The sequence below is a fragment of the Streptomyces sp. NPDC060205 genome, assembly GCF_042728395.1.
Classification (GTDB): Bacteria; Actinomycetota; Actinomycetes; order Streptomycetales; family Streptomycetaceae; genus Streptomyces.
Map to the genome: position 1 here is coordinate 1 of NZ_JBHWZP010000059.1, position 21,524 is coordinate 21,524.

Consider the following 21,524-nt stretch of genomic DNA (forward strand, 5'->3'; position numbering starts at 1 on the left):
CCTGAATGCGGAACCGCCCCCAGCAGGGGCGCCCCTTCAGGGGCGCGGGGAACTGCGCGAACGGCCCCCACCGGGCCGCACCCGACAACCCAGGGGGGCACCCACCCCCTCAGGGGCGCGGGGAACTGCGCGACCAGCCCCCACCGGAGCCGCACCCGACAACGCACCCAAGATCCCCCGGGCCCACCCTTCGGACGCGCGGGGAACTGCGCGACCAGCCCCCACCGGGCCGCACCCGAAGACGCGCACGGGCGGTCCCCGCCGGTCAGGTCACCGTGATGTGGATCGTCATCTCGTCGGCTCCGGGCGTGCCCACCGACTCCACGGTGACCCCCGTCCACTTGCCGTCAGGCAGATTGAGCGGAGGCTCCGTCTTCTCGCCGACCGTGTTCCTGTCCCCGAACGGGTACAGGTCGTCGCTGTCCCCCCGGTTGCCCCGGCCGAACATCCGGGAGAGGTCGCCCCGGCCGTCGGCCTGGAGGAGTTCGATGGCGAGGTTCTGCTCGTCGTTGACGTTGTCGATCGCCTCGTCGACGACGTACACGGCGATCCCCTCGTCGGGCAGGAACGCGTCCTGCCCCCGCCGACGCCGGTACTCGACGAGGATGTACTGGCTGTCGGACATCGTCTCGGGGTTCTGGACGAACACCGCGCTCCCGTCCTCCGCGGCGGGCCGCAGCCTGATGTCACGGGTGGTCTTGTTGACCACCTGCGGTTCGATCCAGCCGTGGAACATCCGCAGCATGGCCGTCGGGAACACCGGGGTCAGTCCGCCGTTGCCCCAGGACCCGCCCGCCATGAGGCAGTAGTTGCCGAGGCCGGCAGACCGGGTCAGCTGCTGCTGTCCGGTGTCGTAGTAGTCGGCCCAGCGCGCCGCGAGGTGCCCCCACTCGTGGGCGCAGACTCCGACGGCGCAGTCCTCGGGCACGGTCAGGAACGTACGGACCGACAGGCCGGGCGCGACCTCGACCCCGTCGGGGATCGTCCACTTGAGGCTCCACAGGTCGCCGCGCTGGGTCGTCTGCTCGGCGCCGCGTCCGGCGTGGATGATGAACAGGGCGGTGACGACACCCTCGTTGAGCGCGTCGAAGGAGGAGAAGTCGACTCCGGCCGCACGGGCCGCGAGTACGGCGTCCCGCGCCAACCCCTGCGTGTTGCGCGGGAAGTTGGCGTTCATGCCCGAGTTGCCGTCTGCGTAGAACGACAGCGGCTGTGGCATCCGGAACCAGCCGTGCACCGCGCCCTGGATGTCGATGCCAGTGCTGGGCGAGGTGTCGAAGCCGCTGACCTGGCGGTAGAAGGAGCGCATGCTGCCGCTCGGGAACTCGTCCAGGCCGAACAGCATGCTGTCGTAGTGGCCGGGGCCGTGGTCGGCCTCGTGCGGCTGGTCGGGGAAGTCGACGAGCAGAACCAACGTCCTTACCGTGCCCCGCAGTTGGGACGCGGGGCGGGTGATCAGCTGCTTGTCGGTGCTGGGGCCCGGGTCGATCGACCCGTCGTCGAGACCGACGAGGTTCTCGCCCCGTCGGCCCGCGCGCCATATGGCGTAGTACTCCTCGAAGGTCGTGTTCCTGGGCAGGCGGCGTTCTTTGGTCAGTTCGAGATAACGGGCGTACAGCTGGGCCAGGGCCTGCGGCGACAGCGGTACGGGGCAGGCGGCGGCGCAGTCGTGGGCTGGCCGTACAGGGCTGAGCGTATGACGCATCAGGCACCCCCTTCAGGGGACGAACCCCTCTTTGCCGGATACGGAGGATCCAGAGAAAACCGGCCCTGATGGGGCCTTAAGCCCTCTCATATCCGGGGGTGCCCCAGCTGTCAACGCCGCCCCGCCGCAGCGCCGTTGGGTCCCTAAGCGGAACTCCACCGTCCTGGCCCTGAGGAACATCGCCCCTCCCCGGCCGGCCGTCAGCCCACCGTCGTCGCCGCCCAGTTCGCCAGTTCGGTGCGCGCGGCGTTCAGCAGTGTCGTGGACGGGGCTGTCGCGCCGTTGGTGACCAGGGCGTAGTGCAGGACGCCCGAGTCGGCGGCGGTCAGCAGGAGACGGCGGCTGCCCGTGCCGCCCGGTTCGCGCGCGGCAGCGATCGGGGTGGTCCTGGTGTAGGCGGGCGGCGAGGCCGTCACTCCGAGGTCGGAGACGACCGTCGTGGAGGCGGTCGGGAAGGACGCGGGGAGGTGCAGTTCGGTGGGCTCGGCGCTGCCGTCCGAGCGCCACACCTGGAGCGCGTACTGGCCGGAGCCGACCAGTTCGGCCACGCGCGGCAGGGAGCTGGGGACGGGGTTCCAGGTGAGGGTGGTGGAGCCGTCGCGCGAGCGGTCCTCGTAGGTGAAGGCGACCGTCCTCCCCGCGGTCGCGCTCGGGTAGATCCGGTCGAGGAGTCTGGCGTCCTGGCGCAGCACGGCCGTTCCGGAGTCGTCGAGGCGTACGGCGGAGAGGTCCTCGTCGTTCCAGGCGTCACCGGTGGTGAGCACCTTGTCGGGGTTGCCGTTCATCAGCTCGCGGTGCCGGCCGTTGTAGATGTCCCACTGCCACTGCGAGCCGGACAGGACGGGACCCGACTGGCTGGGGCTGGTCCACCAACTGCCGCCCTTCACACGGGAGTCGAGGGCCTGGTACATCGCTTTGAGGACGGTGGGCGCCTTGTCGGAGACGGTACCGGAGAGAGGGTGGCCGAACTCGCTGACGACGGCCGTCGTGCCGGTCGCGGCGGCCCGGTCGCGCACGGTGCCGAAGTCGCCCGCGTACTGCCCGTTCTCCGCCTTGCCCCACATGAAGACGCCCGAGATCGCCTTCTGGTCGTAGAAGTGGGTGTTGAAGACATAGCGCGGACCGAGCGTGCCCGAGTCGAGGAGGCCGCCCTCCTGCTTCTGGAAGTCGATGTTGGCGTTCCAGAAGAGGTTCGGCTCCACGAAGGCGGGCTTGTCCTGCCAGCCCGCCGCGTCCATCCGCGCCCGGAACTTCACGTGGAACGGCCAGAGCACGTCCTTCTCCCAGGCCCGGCTCGTCTGGCCCGAGTCGTAGACGCCGGCGTGCGGCTCGTTGTACGGGTCGAAGCCGACGACCCCGGCGAACTGGGCTGCGGTCAGGTGCTGTCGGACGTACGTCATGGTGGTCTGCGCGGTGGTGAGGAAGGCGTCCTGGAGGCCGTACGCGTTGTGCCAGAAGTCGTACGACGCTTCGGTGACGGCCGCGTTCGAGGTGATGTTCTGGCCCCAGAAGGGGCAGATGCCGCAGTACTCGTCGGGGTAGTCACCGGCGTCGACGGCCCACTTGGGGGCGCCGTCGCCCGTGTACCAGCTGTCGGGGTCGAAGAGGTGGCGCGAGTAGAGGTCCTGGTGGAAGTCGGGGTAGATCTTGATTCCGGCGTCCAGGAAGGCGCCCATCTGGGCGGTGGCCGCGGCCAGGTACGCGGTGTCGACCTGGCCGCGGACCGGTTCGGCGTACGCCCAGGAGAGCAGGAAGCGCACCGAGTTGCCGCCGCCGAGTGCGCGCAGCGCGGTCGCGGACTTCCTGGCGTCGGCGACCGAGGCGAACGGCAGGCCGTTGTTCTCCGCCAGCTTCGTCTCGCCCGAGACGTTGTAGCCGCGCAGCACGACCTCGCGGCCGAGCCCGTCGGTGAAGCGGCCGCTCTGGACCGTGAGGGTCGCGGCGGCGGCCGGGTCGAACCACAGGTCGTCGGGGAGGGCGGCGGCGGACTGGGCTCCCGCGGTCGACAGGAGACCGGTCAGGAGGACGAGGACGCCGAGCAGATGCACACGCAACTTCGACATGTACACAACAGTCCCGTGCGCAACTTCAGCCCGTCAAGTCTCCTGACCTGAGAGTAAGTCACCTTTGACGAAAGGACGTTGCGGAGACCCGGCGGCGGATCGGGCGCTGCCGCCAGGTCGGCTTCAGACCCGGCGCGTCGTGTTCAGCAGGTACTCCTTGCGGTTGAGCGGGTTGTGATCGGTCCGCGGCCGCTCCGGAACACAGGCGCCCGAGCCGCGGCCGGCCGGCGCGTAGTGGTCGAAAGCGGCCTCCAGTTCCCCCTCACCACGGGTCAGCCCCGGCAGGCGCTGCTCCAGTTCATGCACCCGCGCCGCGGGGATCGCCCACTCCAGTACGCACGACCTGCCCCTCGTCTCCGTCGTCTGCGGTACGGCCCGCAGCCCGGCGAGGACCGGAAGGAGCGCGCCCAGCGTGTCCGCGGGGGCTTCCAGACGGATGCGGTGCATCGGTTCGTACACCTGCGTGCCGGCCCGGCGCAGGGCGTCCATGAGGACGAGCGGGGTGAGGCCTCGGAAGTCCGCGCCCGTGCTCGACATGCTCTTGTCGAAACCCTGGTGCGCGTGACTCTGCCGGGGCGAGTAGCCGGAGTGCGTCATCGTGACCGTGCAGTCGGTGACCTGCCAGCCGTGGAGCCCCTGGCCAAGGGCCGCCTTCACGGTGTCCTCGACGGCCTTGAAGAAGGCGTACGGCATACCGCCGAGCTCGACCTCCAGCCGGAACTCCACGCCGGAGCCGACCGGAGCCGGATCGACGCGCAGTCCGACCGTGGCGAGGAACGGATTGGCGTCCTTCCCGTTGAACTCGACCGCCTGCCCGCTGCCCACGGGCCGCTCGACGCAGATCGTCGTCGTCTCGCGGAAGCCGACGTCGATGCCGAACTCGTCGGCCAGGGTGGCCTGGACGACCTCCTTCTGCACCTCGCCGTAGAGGGACACGGAGATCTCCTGCCGTGTCTCGTCGTGCCGCAGGTCGATCAGCGGGTCCTGCTCGGCGAGTTGGGTCAGGGCGGTGTGCAGGGCGCCCTTGTCGGCGGGCCGTCCCGGTACGACGACCGTTTCGAGCGTGGGCGCGGAGAAATGGCGCCGCGCCACCGGTGCCACGGCCCCTGAGGGCCCGGTCAACTTCTCCACGTCACCCGGCTGTCCGTCCGGTACGCCGATGGTGTCGCCGATCCTTACGTCGGCGAGGCCGCGGAGCGTGCCGATCCGCCCGGCCGTCACGGACGTCTGCCGCCGGGCCGAGCCTCGCTCGAAGACGTCGATCGCGGTGACCTTGCCCTGTCGGCGGAGCCCGTCGTGGTCAGCACCGTCCCTGCTGCCGTCGTCGAACGTCAGCAGGTCCCGCGTGCGTACGGTCCCCGAGAACATGCGCACATACGCGATCTTCTCCCCCGCCGGCCCCCGCTCGACCTTGAAGACCGTTCCGGACACCGGACCGTCGGCCCGGCCCCCGGCGGCCGGCAGCAGTTCCCTGATGCCGGAGATCAGGGCGTCCACGCCCGCGCCCGTCATGGCGGAGCCGAAGAAGACCGGATGGACCCGCGTCCGCCGGGTCTGTTCGGCAAGCACCGCGCGAAGCCGCCGGTACGGAACCGTGTCGTCCTCGACGTACGAGGCGAGGAGTTCGTCGTCGTGCGCCGTCAGGACGTCGAGCATGGCGGCCGTACCCGCGCCGGTGCCCGCGTACGGGACCGCCCGGGCCTCGCGCGTGCCGAGGCCGTCGACCAGGCCCATCGGCACGATCGCCGGGGTGAGCCGTTCGGCGACGCTCCGCAGCACGCGGTCCGTGTCGGCGCCGCGACGGTCGATCTTGTTCACGAAGATCAGGGTCGGGATGCGCAGCCGTCGCAGCGTCCGCATCAGGATGCGCGTCTGCGCCTGGACGCCCTCGACGGCGGAGATCACGAGCACCGCGCCGTCCAGCACGCCCAGCACCCGCTCGACCTCGGCGATGAAGTCCGGGTGGCCGGGGGTGTCGATGAGGTCGACCGTGACGTCGCCGATCTCGAAGGAGACGACGGCGGACTTGATGGTGATGCCGCGCTGTCGTTCCAGTGCGAGCGAGTCGGTCCGGGTGCTGCCGTCGTCGACGCTGCCGATCTCGTCGATGACCCCGACGGTGTGCAGCAGCCGCTCGGTCAGGCTGGTCTTACCGGCGTCCACGTGGGCCAGAATGCCCAGGTTCAGTACGTGCACCGCGTGTCATGTCCTTTGTGATGAGGGGGATTCCTTCCTGGGCGGACATGAACGATGCGCGCATTGCTGCTCCTCGGTCCCGGACGACGTGAGTGCCTGTGGGTGATCCTCCGTAGTGCAGCAGGCGGCGGCGTCCCACAGCAACGGATTAACGCTCAACAAAGGCCTGCCCAGACACTCGCCCCTCCCGGGACGCGGTTCTAGAGTGACGCCCATCACGTCCGGTGGCTGATTTCCCACGCACCCTCGCACGGTTCCCTGGGAGGGCACATGACCCGAATCTCGGTGACGGTGGACGGCACGACGTACGAGGACGAGGTCGAACCCCGTCTTCTGCTGGTCCACTACCTGCGTGACCGGCTGGGCCTGACCGGCACCCCCGTCGGTTGCGACACCTCCAACTGCGGGGCCTGCACGGTCGACCTGGACGGAGTGAGCGCGAAGAGCTGCTCGGTGCTCGCGGTCCAGGCTGACGGGAGCGAAGTGACCACCGTCCAGGGGCTGGCGGTGAACGGGGAGTGGCATCCCCTCCAGAAGGCGTTCCACGAGCGGCACGCCCTGCAGTGCGGCTACTGCACCCCCGGCATGATCATGGCCGCGCGCGACCTCCTCAGGGAGAACCCGGCGCCGAGCGCCGACGACGTGCGCCACGCCCTGGAGGGCAACCTCTGCCGCTGCACCGGCTACCAGAACATCGTGCGCGCGGTCCTCGACGCCGCCGGCGCCACCGAGCCCGCGGCCCAGGAGGTGGCCCCATGAGCGAGCGGACCGGCGAGCGCGAGGTCGGGCGGTCCCGCCCCCGCAAGGAGGACGCGCGGCTCGTCACCGGACAGACCAGCTGGACCGACAACATCGGTGTCACCGGCCTGCTGCACCTGGCGATCCTGCGCAGCCCGATGGCCCACGCCCGCATCGAGCGGATCGATGTCTCCCCCGCCCTCGAACGGCCGGGCGTCGTCGCCGCGTTCACCGGGCGTGACCTGGCCGAGCACCTGGCCTCGCTGCCGTGCGCGTGGCCGGTGACCGAGGACATCGTCCTGCCCGACCATCCGGCCGTGGCCGTGGACGAGGTCAGGTACGCGGGCGACCCGGTGGCGGTCGTCGTGGCGCGCGACCGCTACACGGCCGCCGACGCGCTGGAGGCGATCGAGGTCGACTACGAGCCGCTGCCCCCGGTGCTCGACCTGGAGGCCGCGCTCGCGGACGACGCCTCGCTGGTCCACGCGGACAAGGGGACCAACCGCTGCTACGTCTGGCCGCTGGCCACGGGCGAGAGCTACGAGGCGGTCAGGGAGCGCGCCGACGTCGTCCTGCACCGCCGCTACCACCAGCAGCGGCTCATCCCCAACGCCATGGAGCCGCGGTCGGTCGTCGTCACCCCGCTCGCCGCGTCCGGCGAGTACACCGTGTACTCGGCGACCCAGATCCCGCACGTCCTGCGCGTGATGCTCGCCATGGTCACCGGCGTCCCCGAGCACAAACTGCGCGTGGTCGCCCCGGACGTCGGCGGCGGCTTCGGCTCGAAACTGCAGGTCTACGGGGAAGAGGTCATCGCCCTCGACCTCGCCCGGCGCCTGGGCCGCCCGGTGAAATGGACCGAGTCCCGCTCCGAGGGCTTCCTCGCCACCCACCACGGCCGCGGGCAGATCCAGGACATCGAGGTCGCCGCGACCGGCGAGGGCAGGCTGCTCGGCCTGAAGGTGGACCTGCTCGCCGACATGGGCGCGTATCTGATGCTCGTCACGCCGGGCATCCCGATCCTCGGCGCCTTCATGTATCCGGCGATCTACAAGATGGACGCGTACCGGTTCACCTGCACCGGAGTCTTCACGACCCGGACGCCCACGGACGCGTACCGGGGTGCCGGGCGCCCGGAGGCCACGTACGCCATCGAGCGGATCATGGACGAGCTGGCCGTCGAAGTGGGCCTGGATCCGGTGGAGTTGCGGCGCCGGAACTGGATCGGGCACGAGGAGTTCCCGTACACGTCGATCGCCGGACTGACCTACGACAGCGGCAACTACGAGGCCGCCACCGACAAGGCGCTCGCGCTCTTCGGGTACGACGAGCTGCGGGCCGAGCAGGCCAAGCGCAACGAGAGCGGCGACTCGGTGCGGCTCGGGATCGGTGTGTCGACGTACACCGAGATGTGCGGGCTCGCGCCGAGCCGGGTGCTGCGGGACCTGCGGTACGCGGCCGGTGGCTGGGAGGCGGCGAGCATCCGGATGCTGCCCACGGGCAAGGTCGAGGTGGTCACCGGGACCAGTCCGCACGGACAGGGCCACGAGACCTGCTGGAGCCAGATCGCCGCCGACGCGCTCGGGGTGCCCTTCGAGGACGTGGAGGTCGTGCACGGCGACACCAGGTCGGCGCCGCAGGGCATGGACACCTACGGGTCGCGGTCGCTGGTCGTCGGAGGCGCCGCCGTGCATCACGCGGCGGAGAAAGTGGTCGACAAGGCGCGGAAGGTGGCCGCGCATCTGCTGGAAGCCGACGAGCGCGACCTGGACTTCGCGCACGGCGTGTTCTCCGTGAAGGGGTCGCCCGAGGAGCGCAGGACGATCCAGGAGGTCGCCTTCGAGGCGTTCTCCTCGCACGACCTGCCCGACGGCATGGAGCCGACCATCAACGCCGAGCACCTGCTCGACCCGGAGAACTTCTCCTACCCGCACGGCACCCACCTGTGCGCGGTCGAGATCGACACGGAGACGGGCCGGACCTCGATCCGTTCGTACGTCTGCGTGGACGACGTCGGCAAGGTGGTCAACCCGGTGATCGTCGAGGGCCAGGTGCACGGCGGCCTGGCCCAGGGCATCGCGCAGGCGCTCTACGAGGAGGCCGTGTACGACGACGAGGGCAACCTCGTGTCGGGCACCATGGCCGACTACCTGGTGCCCGGCGCACCGGACCTGCCGGAGTTCACGACCGACCGCACGGAGACACCCGCCACCTCGAACCCCCTGGGCGTCAAGGGAGTGGGCGAAGCCGGGACGATCGCCTCCACCCCGGCCGTCGTCAACGCGATCGTCGACGCGCTGCGGCCCCTGGGCGTCCACGACGTGCGGATGCCCTGCTCACCGGGGCGCGTCTGGGAGGCCCTGCAGTCCGCGCAGGCGGACCGGTCCGGCTGGGAAGGGGCGACGCGGTCATGATTCCTCCGGCATTCGAATACACCCGGCCCACGAGCGTCGAGGACGCCGTCCGTACGCTCGCCGAACGGGGCGAGGACGCGAAGGTGCTGGCCGGCGGGCAGAGTCTGCTGCCGCTGCTGAGGATGCGGCTCGCCTTCCCCGAACTGGTCGTCGACGTGGGCCGGATCCCCGGCCTGCGCGGGGTCCGCGAGGAGGGCGACGCGCTGGTCATCGGCGCGCTGACCACCCACCACGACGTCATCGCCGACCCGCTGGTACGCCGTCACGCGGGCCTCCTTGCCGCCGCGGCGGCCACGGTCGCCGACCCGGCCATACGCCATCGGGGCACCCTCGGCGGCTCACTCGCCCACGCCGATCCCGGCGGCGACCTGCCCGCGGTGGCACTCGCCCTGGACGCGGAACTGGTCGCGACGGGGCCGGACGGTCAACGGATCATTCCGGCGCGGGAGTTCTTCGTCGACTTCCTCCAGACCGCCCTGCGGCCCGACGAGTTGCTGGTGGAGGTGCGGATCCCGAAGACCGGCAGTCACGGCGGCTGGGGCTTCCACTACGAGAAGTTCAGCCGGGTGGCACAGGCCTGGGCCATGGTCGGGGTGGCCGCGCTCGTGCGTCGCGAGGACGGCCACATCGCGGAGGCCCGGATCGGCCTCACCAACATGGGGTCCACTCCCCTCCGGGCCACCGCCGCCGAGGAGGCGCTGGCCGGCGTGGGGCCTGACGGGGTGGCACGGGCCGCGCAGTCCGCCGCCGAGGGGACACGGCCTGCCTCCGACCCCGCGGCCTCCTCCGAGTACCGGGCGCAGCTGGCACGGGTGCTCACCCGGCGCTCGGTGCTGGCCGCCGCAGGGATGGGGTGAGGCCGATCGCACGCGAAGAGCAGGCGAGCGGGATCGGGGACGGGGGCGGGGGCAGTCCCGATTGGCCCGCCGGGCCCGACGACGTACGCATCCGGCTCGAACAGAGCGGGTATCTCGTCGACGACGGGCTGGCGGTCGCCTGTTTCCTGGCGCTCAGGCTGCGGCGGCCGATCTTCTGCGAGGGAGACGCGGGCGTGGGGAAGACCGCGCTCGCGTCGGCCCTCGCCACCGCCCTGGACGCCCCACTGATCCGCCTGCAGTGCTACGAGGGCATCGACGCCTCCCAGGCGCTGTACGACTGGGACTTCCCCCGCCAGCTGCTGCATCTGCGGGCGGCGGAGGCGGCCGGGCTCACCGACGCGGACCGGCTGGAGGACGAGCTGTACGGTCGGCGGTTCCTGATCGCCCGGCCGCTGCTGCGGGCCCTGGAGACCCGGTCGTGCGTGCTGCTCGTCGACGAGATCGACCGCGCCGACGACGAGTTCGAGGCCTTCCTGCTGGAGCTGCTGTCCGAGTACACGGTGACCGTCCCGGAACTGGGCACGCTGCGCGCGCAGTCGCCGCCGGTCGTGGTGCTCACCTCCAACCGCACCCGTGAGGTGCACGACGCGCTGAAGCGGCGCTGCCTCTACCACTGGTTCGACCACCCCGGCTTCGCCCGCGAACTCGCCATCGTGCGGCGGCGGGTGCCGGGCGCGTCGGCGCGGCTCGCCGAGCAGGTGACCGCTCTCGTACAGGCCCTGCGGACGCAGGAGCTGCTCAAGCCCCCGGGGGTCGCGGAGACCATCGACTGGGCGGAGGCGATGGCCGCGCTGGGCGCCACGGAGGCCGACGCGGAGCTGGCGGTGGCCACGCTGGGCTCGGTGCTGAAGTACCGGGAGGACCTGGAACGGGCCCGCGGGCTCGACCTGACGGCGCTGCTCGCGGTGCGCGGAGCATGAGTCGGGACATGGAGCGGGACACGAGCGCGCGCGAGGCGGTCGACGCGCCCGCCGTGCTGGTCGGCTTCGCCCGTGCCCTGCGGGCCGCCGGGGTCGACGCGGGACCCGATCGCGTACAGGCACTCCTCGGGGCGCTCGATGTGCTGCGGCCCGGGGTGCGCTCCGACGTGTACTGGTCCGGGCGGCTCACCCTGTGCGGGAGCCAGGACGATCTGGAGCGGTACGACCGGGTGTTCGCGGCCTACTTCGGAGGCACGGGGCCCGGAGGCAGGGCGGTGCGCACCGCTCCCGCCCCGCGGCTGAGGGTGGCCGTACGGGATGCCGGGCCCGCGCCCCGGAGCGGCCGTGAGGGTGAGCGGGACGGCGTACCCGCGGCGGTGCTCGCCGGCTCGGCCGAGGTGCTGCGGCACCGGGACTTCGCGGGGCTCACCGAAGCGGAACGGGGTCAACTGCGGCGCCTGCTGGCCGCGTTCACGCTGCGCGGGGAACCCCGGCGCAGCGCGCGGCTGCGGCCGGCCCGGCGCGGAGCCGTCGATCCCCGGCGGACCGTGCGGGAGATGCTGCGGCGGGGCGGTGAGCCCGCACCTCCCCTGCGCAGGGCACGGGCCGAACGGCCGCGGCGGGTGCTGCTGCTGGTGGACGTGAGCGGTTCGATGGCGGCGTACGCGGACGCGCTGCTGCGGTTCGCGCACGCCGCCGCGCACGGCGGCCGGGTGCGCACGGAGGTGTTCACCATCGGTACGCGGCTGACGCGGGTGACCCGTGAGCTGGCGCACCGGGACCCCGACGCGGCGCTGGCCGCGGTCGCCGCCGCCGTGCCCGACTGGCGCGGCGGCACCCGGCTCGGTGAGCTGCTGCGGGACTTCCTCGACCGGTGGGGGCAGCGCGGCCTGGCACGCGGCGCGGTGGTCGTCGTGCTGTCGGACGGCTGGGAGCGTGGCGATCCCGAGCCGCTCGCCGCCCAGATGCGACGCTTGCACCGGCTCGCGCACCGGGTGATCTGGGCCAACCCGCGCAAGGCCCGCCCCGGCTACGCGCCCCTGGCCGCCGGAATGGCGGCGGCGCTGCCGAGCGTGGACGCGTTCGTCGAGGGCCACAGTCCGGCCGCGCTGGAACGTCTGGCCGCGGTGGTGAGAGGAGCGGACCATGCGTGAGATCCTCCCGGCGCTCGGCCGGTGGTACGCGGAGGGCTCCCCCTTCGGGCTCGCCACCGTCGTCGCCGTCAGCCGCAGCGCGCCCCGGGACCCCGGCGCCTCCATGGCCGTCGGGCCCGGTGACGAGGTCGTCGGCAGTGTGTCGGGCGGCTGTGTCGAGAGCGCGGTGTACGAACTGGCGCAGGAGGTCGTCGCGTCGGGCGAGGCCCGCCTGGAGACCTTCGGGTACAGCGACGAGGACGCGTTCGCCGTCGGGCTGACCTGCGGCGGGGAGATCACCCTCCTCGTACGGCCCGTGACGGCCGCACTCGATCCGTCCTTCGGGGCGGTCGCGGAGTCGGTGGCCGCGAGCCGCCCGGTGACCGTGGCGACGGTGATCGACGGGCCGGCCGAGCGCGGGGCGACCCTGGCCGTCTGGGCGGACGAGGTGTCCGGGACGCTCGGCACGACGGGCCTGGACGTGGCCGTGACCGCCGACGCACGGGGTGAACTGGCCCTGGGCGCCACCGGCCGGCGGCACTACGGGCCGCACGGCGAGCGGCGCGAGGACGCGGTGACGGTCTTCCTGCACTCCTTCGCTCCCCCGCCGCGCATGCTGGTCTTCGGGGCGATCGACTACGCGGCGGCGGTGGCCCGCATCGGCGCGTTCCTCGGCTACCGGGTCACGGTGTGCGACGCGCGGCCCGTCTTCGCCACCCCGAAGCGCTTCCCGCAGGGCGTCGAGGTCGTCGTCGAGTGGCCGCACCGCTTCCTGCAGAAGACGGACACCGACGAGCGCACGGTGATCTGCGTCCTCACCCACGACCCCAAGTTCGACGTGCCGCTTCTGGAGGAGGCGCTGCGCCGCCCGGCCGCGTACATCGGGGCGATGGGCAGCAGGCGGACGCACGACGACCGGATGAAACGGCTGCGCGACGGCGGGCTCGACGAGAGCGAACTGGCGCGGCTGCGCTCGCCGGTGGGCCTGGACCTCGGGGCGCGTACACCCGAGGAGGTGGCCGTGTCCGTCGCCGCGGAGATCGTCGCGCTGCGCTGGGGCGGCAGCGGCGCGCCGCTGGCGGCGACGGCCGGGGAGATCCATCCTCGCCAGTAGGTCAGGCGGGACCGCGCGGTGGCAGGCGGTGCAGTTCGACGTCGTCGAGGCGGCCGTCCGTCACGGTCGCGGTCATGTACGTGCAGTGCGGCTGGCGTCTGCGGTCGGTGGGCGAGCCCGGGTTGAGCAGCCGCAGTCCGGTGGCGGCCGTGGTGTCCCAGGGGATGTGGCTGTGCCCGAAGACCAGCACGTCGAGGTCGGGGAAGCGTTCCGCGCACCGGCGTTCGCGGCCCTGGGCGGCGCCGGTCTCGTGGACGACACCGAGGCGCAGGCCGTCGAGTTCGGCGCGGGCGATCTCGGGGAGGCGGGCCCTGAGGTCGGGGCCGTCGTTGTTGCCGTACACGCCGATGAACCGCCGCGAGCGGCTTTCGAGGAGGTCGAGGGTCGCGGTGTCCACCCAGTCGCCGGCGTGGACGACGACGTCGGCGCGCGGGAGTTCGGCGAGGAGTGGCCCGGGGAGTTCCCTGGCGCGCTTGGGGAGGTGGGTGTCGGACATGAGCAGGAGGCGCATGGGAGCAAGTCTCTCCGGTCAGTCGCCGACGGGCTCGATCAGGGGGAGTTCGGCCCAGACCTGTTTGCCGCCGCTGACCGGGACCGTTCCCCAGGTCGCGGAGAGGGCCTCGACCAGCAGTATGCCGCGGCCCCCTGTGGCCTCCCAGCCGATGCTCGTGGGCTTGATGGGCGAACGCGGTGAGGAGTCGGCGACGGCGACGCGCATGCGGTTGCTGATGAGGGTGAGGTCCAGGCGGACCTGGCCGTCGGTGTGCACGAGGGCGTTGGTGACGAGTTCGGAGACGATCAGCAGGACGGCGTCGGGCTCGTCCCTGACACCCCACGCGCGCAGGGTGCGCCGGGTGAAGCGGCGGGCGTGGCGGACCGCTTCGGGGACGCGCCACACCGTCCAGCTCTCCCGCAGCGGCCTCAGGTCCAGGCCGTCGTAGCGCATGAGGAGCAGGGCCACGTCGTCGCCGCGGTTGGCGTCCGCGAGGAGGGCGTCCGCGACGAGTCCGAGGTGGGCGGGGTCGGCGGCGCCCAGTTGGCCGGCGAGCCGGTTCAGGCCGTCGTCCATCTCCAGTTCGGAGGACTCGACCAGGCCGTCCGTGGTGAGGGCCACCACGGTGCCGGGCTGGAGCGGCAGCGGGCTCATCGGGAAGTCGGCCTGGGTGATGACCCCGAGCGGCGGACCGCCCTCCGTGACGACGACGGCGGTGGTGCCGTCAGGGTGCCGCAGGACCGGCGGCAGATGCCCGGCCCGTACGCACCAGGCCGTGCCCTCCGCCATGTCCACGTCCACGTAGCAGCAGGTGGCGAAGAGGTCGGTCTCCATGCCCATGAGGAGCCGGTTGGCGTGCGAGACGACCACGTCCGGCGGGTGGCCCTCGACGGCGTACGCGCGCAGGGCGGTGCGCATCTGGCCCATCAGGGTGGCGGCCTGGGCGTTGTGCCCCTGGACGTCGCCGATGACGAGGGCCACGTGGTTGTCGGGCAGCGGGATCACGTCGTACCAGTCGCCGCCGACCTCCAGACCCGCCGTGGTGGGCAGATAGCGGGCGACGGCCTCGGCGCCGGGCAGCGGCGGCAGTCTGCGCGGCAGGAGGGTGCGCTGGAGCATGCCGACGAGTTCGTGTTCGGCGTCGAAGGCGTGGGCGCGCATCAGGGCCTGGCCGGCCAGACCTGCGGAGGCGGTGAGCAGGGCGCGTTCGTCGGGGCCGAAGTCGTGCGGGGTGTCCCAGCCGATGAGGCAGGCCCCGGCCATCCGGCCGCCGGCCGGCAGGGGCAGGACGGCGAGGCCGCCGGGGCCGACGTCGGCGAGCGCGGCCTCCAGCGGCGTCCCGGCGGGCCAGATCGCCGCGCGGCCCTCGCGCAGGGCGGCCTCCAGGGTCGGCATGGTGCGCACGGGGGCGTCGGGCCACTCCGAGCGCCACTCGGTGCGCCACACCTCGGGCCAGGCCTCCGGTTCCGGCGGGTCCAGGACGGTGACGACGAGGCGGTCGCCCTCCAGCTCCGCCAGGGCGATGCGGTCGGCGTTCAGGGGCCGGCGCAGCGCGGTGACGACGGCCTGGCCGACGTCGTGGACGGTGCCCGCGGTGGCGAGGGCGGCGGCGAGGCGCTGCACCCTGGCCACCTCGTTGCCGCCGGACCGCAGCTTCGAGGCGTCGGCGACGGTGCCCACCAGCCGGGACGGGCGTCCCTCGGCGGCGGGCAGCAGCCGGGCGCGCAGTCTCAGCCACCGCTGCTCGCCGGAGGGCTGGAGGATTCGGAACTCCAGCTCGCGCTCGCCGATGGACGTGTGGTCGGCCTCCACCACGGACATCAGCGTGGGCAGGTCCTCCGGCACGGTCATGCTCAGCAGCGTCTCGACCTTGCCGTCGAACTCGTCGGGCACGAGTCCGAACAGGTCCAGCATCTCGTCGTCGACCTCGACCCGGCCGGAGTCCAGGGCCAGGCTGAACGAGCTGCTGGGCAGCGGCTCGGACTCGCCGGGGTCGGACGGGGGCGGGAAGGAGACCGCCTCGGCGAACAGCTCCAGGCACTTGCGGTCCTCGGTGTCGAAGCCGCCCGGGCTCTCGCTCACGGCCACCAGGCAGCCGCCGCCCCGCGGGTCGGGGGGCAGGGGCAGGGCCGCCAGCCAGTGGTCCCCCACCGGCGTGGGCCGGGCGCCGGGGAGCACGGCCAGTTCCGCTGGGCCGAGCCACAGGGGCTGCCCGGCCCGGTGGGCGACGGCCGCCGGTGAGCCGCCGGAGAGCGGATAGCTGTCGCGTACGCCGTACAGGGCCCGTGGGACGCCGGCGGACTCGATCAGGCACAGCTGGTCACCACGGTCCCCCGGTGCGTACACGAGGGCGAGGGTCGCTCCGCCGTAGACGAGTGCCTGTTCGAGCACGCTCCGCAGCCGTTCGGGGGAGCCGAGGTCCGTGCGGAGCGCCTTGAGGGCAAGTTCGGCACGCAGCGTTCTCGTGCTGCGTCCCGCATCGCCCTCACTGACCACGTCCGTCATTACAGCGCTTCCGGGACGCGGGCGCAGCCCCTGTGACCGTCACGAAGTGAGGTGACCCGTCGGCCGGACGTGTGTGAGGCCCCTCCTGCGGGCCCTTCGGCGGTGTCACGGAGAGTTTCCGGGGCCCGCCGGGGATACCGCCGACAGGGGTCACGCTGCGTAGAACGGCGCGCGGAGCGGACACAGGGGGCGCCCGCCACGGACGCGGTGGCGCGCCCGGGCGGCCTCGCCGTGCGGGAACCGCTCCCACGAGGGAGCCTTGACCCCTGGGCACCTCCGTGTGGCCGAGGGAGGTGGTCGGTGTGTCCCACTGGCAGGCGTCCGGGCAGCCGCCCCGGCCCGCCCCGGCTGCGGTCGGCCGGCCGCTGCTCTCCCTCACCCTGGCCTCGCTCATGGACGACGTGCACGCGCACTCGGGCGCGGTGTATCTGCTGGCCCCGGGCGAACCGGTGCTGGAGATGGCGGTGATGGCCGGGCTGCCCAGGGCGTTCGCGGCTCCCTGGGAGCGGCTGGGCCTGAGCGCGCCGATCCCGGTGGCGGAGGCCGCACGCCACCGGCGGCTCGTGTGGGTGAGCGGCGAGCAGGACATGGCCCGGCGCTATCCGCGGATCTCGGTGGTCCTGCCGTATCCGTTCGCGCTGGCCGCGCTGCCGGTGGCGACCGACCGGGCCATGTACGGGGCGGTCTTCGTGACCTGGCCGGGCGCGCATCCCCCGGAGCTGTCGGACTGGGAGCGGGACCATCTGACGGCCGCCTGCGACCGGCTCGCGATGCGCCTTGAGCGCGCGCACGAGACGGGCCGGCCGATCCGGCCCGAGCCCGATCTGCTCTCCCCCGCGCCCATCGCGAGCGTGGCGGGGACGCTCGGCACGGTCGAGGCGTCGCGGATGGTGGCACGTCTGCCGTACGGGCTGTGCGCGCTGGACCTGCAGGGGCGGATCACCTTCGCCAACGCGTCGTCGGCCGACCTGCTGGGGCTGCCGGTCAGCGCGCTGCTGGGCATGCAGCTGTGGGCGTCGGTGCCCTGGCTGAACGACCCGGTCTACGAGGACCGCTACCGTGCCGCGCTGATCAGCCAGCAGGTGACGTCGTTCGTGGCACTGCGACCGCCCTCCGACTGGCTGTCGTTCCGCCTCTATCCCAGTACGAACGGGCTGAGCGTGCGCATCACCCGGGCCCGGGCCGTGGCGCGCGAGGGCCCGGCGGCGTTCCAGCACGGGGAGACCGGTACGCGTCTCGTCTCCATCTCGCAGGTGCTGAGCCTGGCCGGGGCGCTCACGCAGGCGGTGGGTGTGCAGGACGTGGTGCAGCTGGTCGCCGACGAGATCGCCCCCGCCGTCGGCAGCCAGGGGCTGGTGATGCTCGGCTCGGAGGGGGGCCGACTGCACGTACTGGGACAGCGCGGCTACCCGGATCCGCGGGAGCTGGAGCGGTTCGACGGGATGCAGCTCAGCGAGCCCTCGCCCGGCACGCACGCCCTGGTGAGCGGGGTGCCGGCCTTCTTCGCCTCCGGTCAGGAGCTGGCCCGTCTGTATCCGGACCAGCGGCCGGCCGGCGACATGGCGGCCTGGGCGTATCTGCCGCTCATCGCGTCCGGACGGCCGGTCGGCACCTGCGTCCTCGCCTACTCGGCGCCCCATCCCTTCCCGGCCGACGAGCGTGCCGTGCTGACCAGCCTCAGCGGGCTCGTCGCGCAGGCGCTCGACCGGGCCCGCCTGTACGACGCGAAACACAAGCTGGCACACGGACTGCAGGCCGCGCTGCTGCCTCCCTCGCTGCCGTCGCTGCCCGGCGTCGAGACGGCCGCCCGCTATCTGCCCGCCACCCAGGGCATGGAGATCGGCGGGGACTTCTACGACCTGGTCCCGACCGGCGCGGAGGTCACGGCGGAGGCCGCCGCGGTGATCGGCGACGTGCAGGGCCACAACGTCACCGCGGCGGGCCTGATGGGACAGATCCGTACCGCCGTACGCGCCTACACGACCGTGGGGCAGACGCCGGGGGAGGTCATGAGCAGCACCAACCGGCTGCTGATCGACCTGGGCACCGAGCTGTTCGCGAGCTGTGTCTACCTGCGGCTGGATCCGGCGCACGGGCAGCTGGTGATGGCCCGCGCGGGGCATCCGCCGCCGCTCCTTCGGAGGCCGGACGGCAAGGTGCGGGTGCTCGACCTGGCGGGCGGTCCGCTGCTGGGCATCGACGCGGGCGCGGTCTACCCGACGACCGATGTGGCCCTGCCGCCCGGCTCGCTGCTCGCCCTGTACACCGACGGGCTGATCGAATCCCGCGGCGTCGACATCGAGGACGCGCTGGCGGGCCTCGCGGAACTCCTCGCCGAGATCGGCGACCGTCCCCTGGACGAGGTGGCCGACAGCATCGTCCACCACAGCGGCACAACGGCCCAACGCCAGGACGACGTAGCCCTCCTCCTACTCCGAGCAACCCCAGCCCCGTAAGGGGCGCGGGGAACTGCGCGCTCAGCCACGTGCAACGGCCACTTGCAAAACCTGGCCCGCCCCCACCCCCTAAGGGGCGCGGGGAACTGCGCGACCAGCCCCCACCGTCCGGCAGCCAACAACCCTCCGCACCCCCCACCCCCCAGGGGCGCGGGGAACTGCGCGACCAGCCACGACGCACCCGCACCCGACAACAAACACGGAGCGGCCCGATCCTCCCGCCGGAGGACCGGGCCGCTCCATACGGCACCGCTACTGACCCGAGGTCAGATCACTGATCGTGACCCGCCCCGTATCCCGCAGCGTCACCGGCCTGGTCACCCGCGTCACCGGCCTGCTCCTCACCGCCGACCGCGTCACCCCCGGCCCCGGCCTCCTCACCGGCACCCGCTTCCTCACCGGCCCCGGCCTCTTCACCGGCCCCGGCCTCTTCACCAGCGCCCGCTTCCTCACCGGCCCCGGCCCCGGCCTCGTCACCGGCGCCAGCTTCTTCACCGGCGCCGGCCTCTTCACCCGCACCCGCGCCGCCCTCGCCGAGCGTCGCGCCCACGGCGGTCAGCGCGGTGGTCACCGGCTGGAAGAAGGTCTCGCCGCCGACGGTGCAGTCACCGCTGCCACCCGAGGTCAGACCGATCGCACTGCCCTCCGCGGTGAACAGCGAGCCACCGCTGTCACCGGGCTCGGCGCAGACGTCGGTCTGGATGAGGCCGGTGACCGTGCCCTCCGGATAGTTCACGGTGGCGTCGAGGCCCGTGACCTGACCGTCGTTGAGTCCGGTGGTGCTGCCCATCCGGATGACCGTCTCACCGACCGTGGCATCCGCCGCGGCCAGGATCTCCACGGTCTGTTCGCCGGTGTTCACCGTGCTGGGCGCCACGGTCGCCGGGTCGTCGTACTTGACGAGGGCGAAGTCGCCGTCGCCGGGGAACGTGGCGGTCTCGACCGTACCGATCGGCGCGCCGTCCTGCGCGTCCGACCATTCCGCGGCGGCGACACCGCAGTGGCCCGCGGTCAGGAAGGCCGGGCTGCCGTCGTCGGCGACGACGTTGAACCCGAGCGAGCAGCGCGCGCCGCCGCCGAAGATGGCGTCGCCGCCCTCGACGAACGTCTTGAACTCACCGGCGGACTTCTTGATGGTCGCCACGCCCGCGCCGAGCGTCTGGACGGTCGACTCCAGCTGGTCCCACTTCGCACCTGTGACGGTGCTGTCGGCGGTGACCTGGATCTTGTTCGTCCGGGGGTCGACGGCCCAGGAGGTGCCGGGGATGGTCGCGTCGGCCTTCAGCGTCTGGGACGCCGTCTTGAGCGCGGCGGTGCTGTTCTGGACCTGACGGACCACCGCGCCCTTCTTCTCCGCCAGGATGATGTTGTTGTTGTCGCCCACGACGTTGATGATGAGCTGCTGCTTGCCGGAGTCGTAATACCCGCCGGCATAGCTCTCACCGAGCAGTTCGGCCAGTTGAGAGGCGAGGTCGGACGCGTCCGCGGCCTTCAGCGTTCTGGGGGCGGCACCTTCCGTCGCATCGGTCTGGGACGCCATCGCGTTGGGCAGGATGAGGGCTGCCGCGCCGAGCGCGACCACGCCTCCTGCGGCGATGACGGCCTTGCGCTTCGGTATCCGCTTGTGACTCAACTTCATGACCTCCTGGGGACTGGGGGTCCGAGCCGCCGAATGACGGCTGACTGCGGGCGCCTGGATGGCTGTTGATACGCAAGCGGCCCGTGGGCCGTTCAACGTTCTTGCTCAACTTCCTTTGCGAAAGCGCGAATCGGCCGCGCCGCAGACACGGTCCGCGGCGGCGGTGACCGACGGCCGCATGACGCTGACCACCACGGATACGGATCGGCCCGCACGGACGGCGTCGCCCCCGGATCGGCGCCTCGGAGGCGAAAGCGCGTAAGTGACCGGAATAGGGCCGCACGGCTCTCGGACCGCGCCGGTTCATTCGGGTGCATTCGCGCCCATTCCCGTGACGTCACAGGAAATCCGACACCCCCGACGCATCCCCGGTGTCCCCCATTGGTCCCCCATTGGAACTCTGTGTCCCATAGGCCTACCTTCGATACATGGCGAAGATTCTTTTCGTAGTGACCGGTGCCGATTTCTGGACTCTCGCGGACGGCACGAAGCACCCGACCGGTTTCTGGGCGGAGGAGGCCGTCGCGCCGTACGAGGCCTTCAGGGCCGCCGGCCACGAGATCGTCGTGGCCACCCCGGGCGGGGTCGTCCCGACCGTGGACAAGGGCAGCCTGGCCCCCGAGCTGAACGGCGGGCAGGAGGGCGCGGAGAAGGTCGCCGCCGCCCTCGCCTCGTTCGACGAGCTGCGGCGGCCGATCCGTCTGGAGGACGTGGACCTCGACGCGTACGCGGCCGTCTACTACCCGGGCGGCCACGGCCCCATGGAGGATCTGGCGGTCGACGCCGACTCGGGGCGCCTGCTCACCCGCGCCCTGGAGTCGGGAAAGCCGCTCGGTGTGGTCTGCCACGCCCCGGCCGCGCTGCTGGCCGCGACGACGGAGGACGGCGGCAACGCCTTCGCCGGCTACCGCCTGACGGGCTTCACCAACATCGAGGAGACCCAGGCGGGGTTCGCGGAGAAGGCCAAGTGGCTGCTCCAGGACCGTCTGGTGAAGATCGGCGCCGACTTCCAGGAGGGTGCGCCGTGGGCCCCGTACGTGGTCGTCGACCGCAACCTCGTCACCGGCCAGAACCCCGCCTCCTCCGCGCCGCTCGCGGCCGAGCTCCTCAAGAAGCTCGACCGACCGACAGGCGATCACCTTCAGTGATCGAGTGGTGACGGAAAGCCCACCGGCCGGAGCGGAATCCTGGCTTCAGCAAATCTGCACAGCGAATACGCAGTGGAGTCACGGCACGCGGCGAATCCGCACAGCGGATCGTCGCGTGCCGC

At 72.2% G+C, this 21,524-nt stretch carries 14 protein-coding genes; 8 read left to right on the top strand and 6 right to left on the bottom strand.

Translation table 11 applies throughout. The features are described 5' to 3' along the window. Window positions 1–265: 265 nt before the first annotated feature. The 3 genes from ACFWGJ_RS13445 to ACFWGJ_RS13455 all read right to left on the bottom strand — a co-directional run bounded on the left by ACFWGJ_RS13445 (window position 266) and on the right by ACFWGJ_RS13455 (window position 5,964). The gene (locus ACFWGJ_RS13445) at window positions 266–1,705 is read right to left on the bottom strand and encodes a M6 family metalloprotease domain-containing protein (protein ID WP_387323299.1); all 1,440 of its coding nucleotides are present in this window, start codon (window positions 1,703–1,705) and stop codon (window positions 266–268) included. Window positions 1,706–1,905: 200 nt separating this feature from the next. Beyond that, complete coding sequence (locus ACFWGJ_RS13450) at window positions 1,906–3,768, bottom strand: endoglycosylceramidase (RefSeq protein ID WP_387323301.1); 1,863 nt, start codon at window positions 3,766–3,768, stop codon at window positions 1,906–1,908. Between the two features lie 123 nt (window positions 3,769–3,891). After that, entirely contained in the window at window positions 3,892–5,964 is a 2,073-nt protein-coding gene (locus ACFWGJ_RS13455) for a GTP-binding protein (RefSeq protein ID WP_387323302.1), read from the bottom strand. A gap of 270 nt (window positions 5,965–6,234) precedes the next feature. Here ACFWGJ_RS13455 and ACFWGJ_RS13460 point away from each other — a divergent pair, with 270 nt between their 5' ends. From ACFWGJ_RS13460 to ACFWGJ_RS13485, 6 genes are read left to right on the top strand one after another with little or no spacing between them, the layout of a single operon-like run. Beyond that, window positions 6,235–6,723 (top strand): (2Fe-2S)-binding protein, encoded by a 489-nt coding sequence (locus tag ACFWGJ_RS13460; protein WP_387323304.1) that lies wholly within the window; start codon window positions 6,235–6,237, stop codon window positions 6,721–6,723. Beyond that, window positions 6,720–9,116, top strand: a complete 2,397-nt coding sequence (locus tag ACFWGJ_RS13465; protein ID WP_387323306.1) for a xanthine dehydrogenase family protein molybdopterin-binding subunit — start codon at window positions 6,720–6,722, stop codon at window positions 9,114–9,116. Before ACFWGJ_RS13460 ends, ACFWGJ_RS13465 begins: the two co-directional genes overlap by 4 nt. Beyond that, window positions 9,113–9,973, top strand: a complete 861-nt coding sequence (locus ACFWGJ_RS13470; RefSeq protein ID WP_387323308.1) for an FAD binding domain-containing protein — start codon at window positions 9,113–9,115, stop codon at window positions 9,971–9,973. The genes ACFWGJ_RS13465 and ACFWGJ_RS13470 overlap by 4 nt, the downstream gene beginning before the upstream one ends. A 32-nt stretch (window positions 9,974–10,005) precedes the next feature. After that, window positions 10,006–10,914: an AAA family ATPase gene (locus ACFWGJ_RS13475; RefSeq protein WP_387323338.1), complete on the top strand. Its 909-nt coding sequence runs from the start codon at window positions 10,006–10,008 to the stop codon at window positions 10,912–10,914. Further along, window positions 10,911–12,068: a VWA domain-containing protein gene (locus tag ACFWGJ_RS13480; RefSeq protein WP_387323310.1), complete on the top strand. Its 1,158-nt coding sequence runs from the start codon at window positions 10,911–10,913 to the stop codon at window positions 12,066–12,068. Before ACFWGJ_RS13475 ends, ACFWGJ_RS13480 begins: the two co-directional genes overlap by 4 nt. Then, window positions 12,061–13,161 (top strand): XdhC family protein, encoded by a 1,101-nt coding sequence (locus tag ACFWGJ_RS13485; protein ID WP_387323312.1) that lies wholly within the window; start codon window positions 12,061–12,063, stop codon window positions 13,159–13,161. The genes ACFWGJ_RS13480 and ACFWGJ_RS13485 overlap by 8 nt, the downstream gene beginning before the upstream one ends. Window position 13,162: 1 nt before the next feature. Here ACFWGJ_RS13485 and ACFWGJ_RS13490 read toward each other — a convergent pair whose 3' ends face one another. Together ACFWGJ_RS13490 and ACFWGJ_RS13495 are read right to left on the bottom strand one after the other, a co-directional pair. Further along, window positions 13,163–13,672, bottom strand: a complete 510-nt coding sequence (locus ACFWGJ_RS13490; protein ID WP_387323314.1) for a metallophosphoesterase family protein — start codon at window positions 13,670–13,672, stop codon at window positions 13,163–13,165. Between the two features lie 18 nt (window positions 13,673–13,690). Next, on the bottom strand, window positions 13,691–16,159 hold the full coding sequence (locus ACFWGJ_RS13495) for a SpoIIE family protein phosphatase (RefSeq protein WP_387323316.1): 2,469 nt from the start codon (window positions 16,157–16,159) through the stop codon (window positions 13,691–13,693). 293 nt (window positions 16,160–16,452) lie between these two features. Between ACFWGJ_RS13495 and ACFWGJ_RS13500 the strand changes: the two genes are divergently transcribed. Further along, the gene (locus ACFWGJ_RS13500; protein ID WP_387323318.1) at window positions 16,453–18,615 is read left to right on the top strand and encodes a SpoIIE family protein phosphatase; all 2,163 of its coding nucleotides are present in this window, start codon (window positions 16,453–16,455) and stop codon (window positions 18,613–18,615) included. Between the two features lie 271 nt (window positions 18,616–18,886). On the opposite strand, the gene ACFWGJ_RS13505 is transcribed toward ACFWGJ_RS13500, so the two are convergent. Then, window positions 18,887–20,254 carry a S1 family peptidase gene (locus ACFWGJ_RS13505; protein ID WP_387323320.1) on the bottom strand — a complete coding sequence of 456 codons (1,368 nt, stop codon included), beginning with the start codon at window positions 20,252–20,254 and terminating at the stop codon, window positions 18,887–18,889. Window positions 20,255–20,682: 428 nt separating this feature from the next. Here ACFWGJ_RS13505 and ACFWGJ_RS13510 point away from each other — a divergent pair, with 428 nt between their 5' ends. Beyond that, window positions 20,683–21,402: a type 1 glutamine amidotransferase domain-containing protein gene (locus ACFWGJ_RS13510; protein ID WP_387323322.1), complete on the top strand. Its 720-nt coding sequence runs from the start codon at window positions 20,683–20,685 to the stop codon at window positions 21,400–21,402. The last annotated feature ends 122 nt before the right edge of the window (window positions 21,403–21,524 follow it).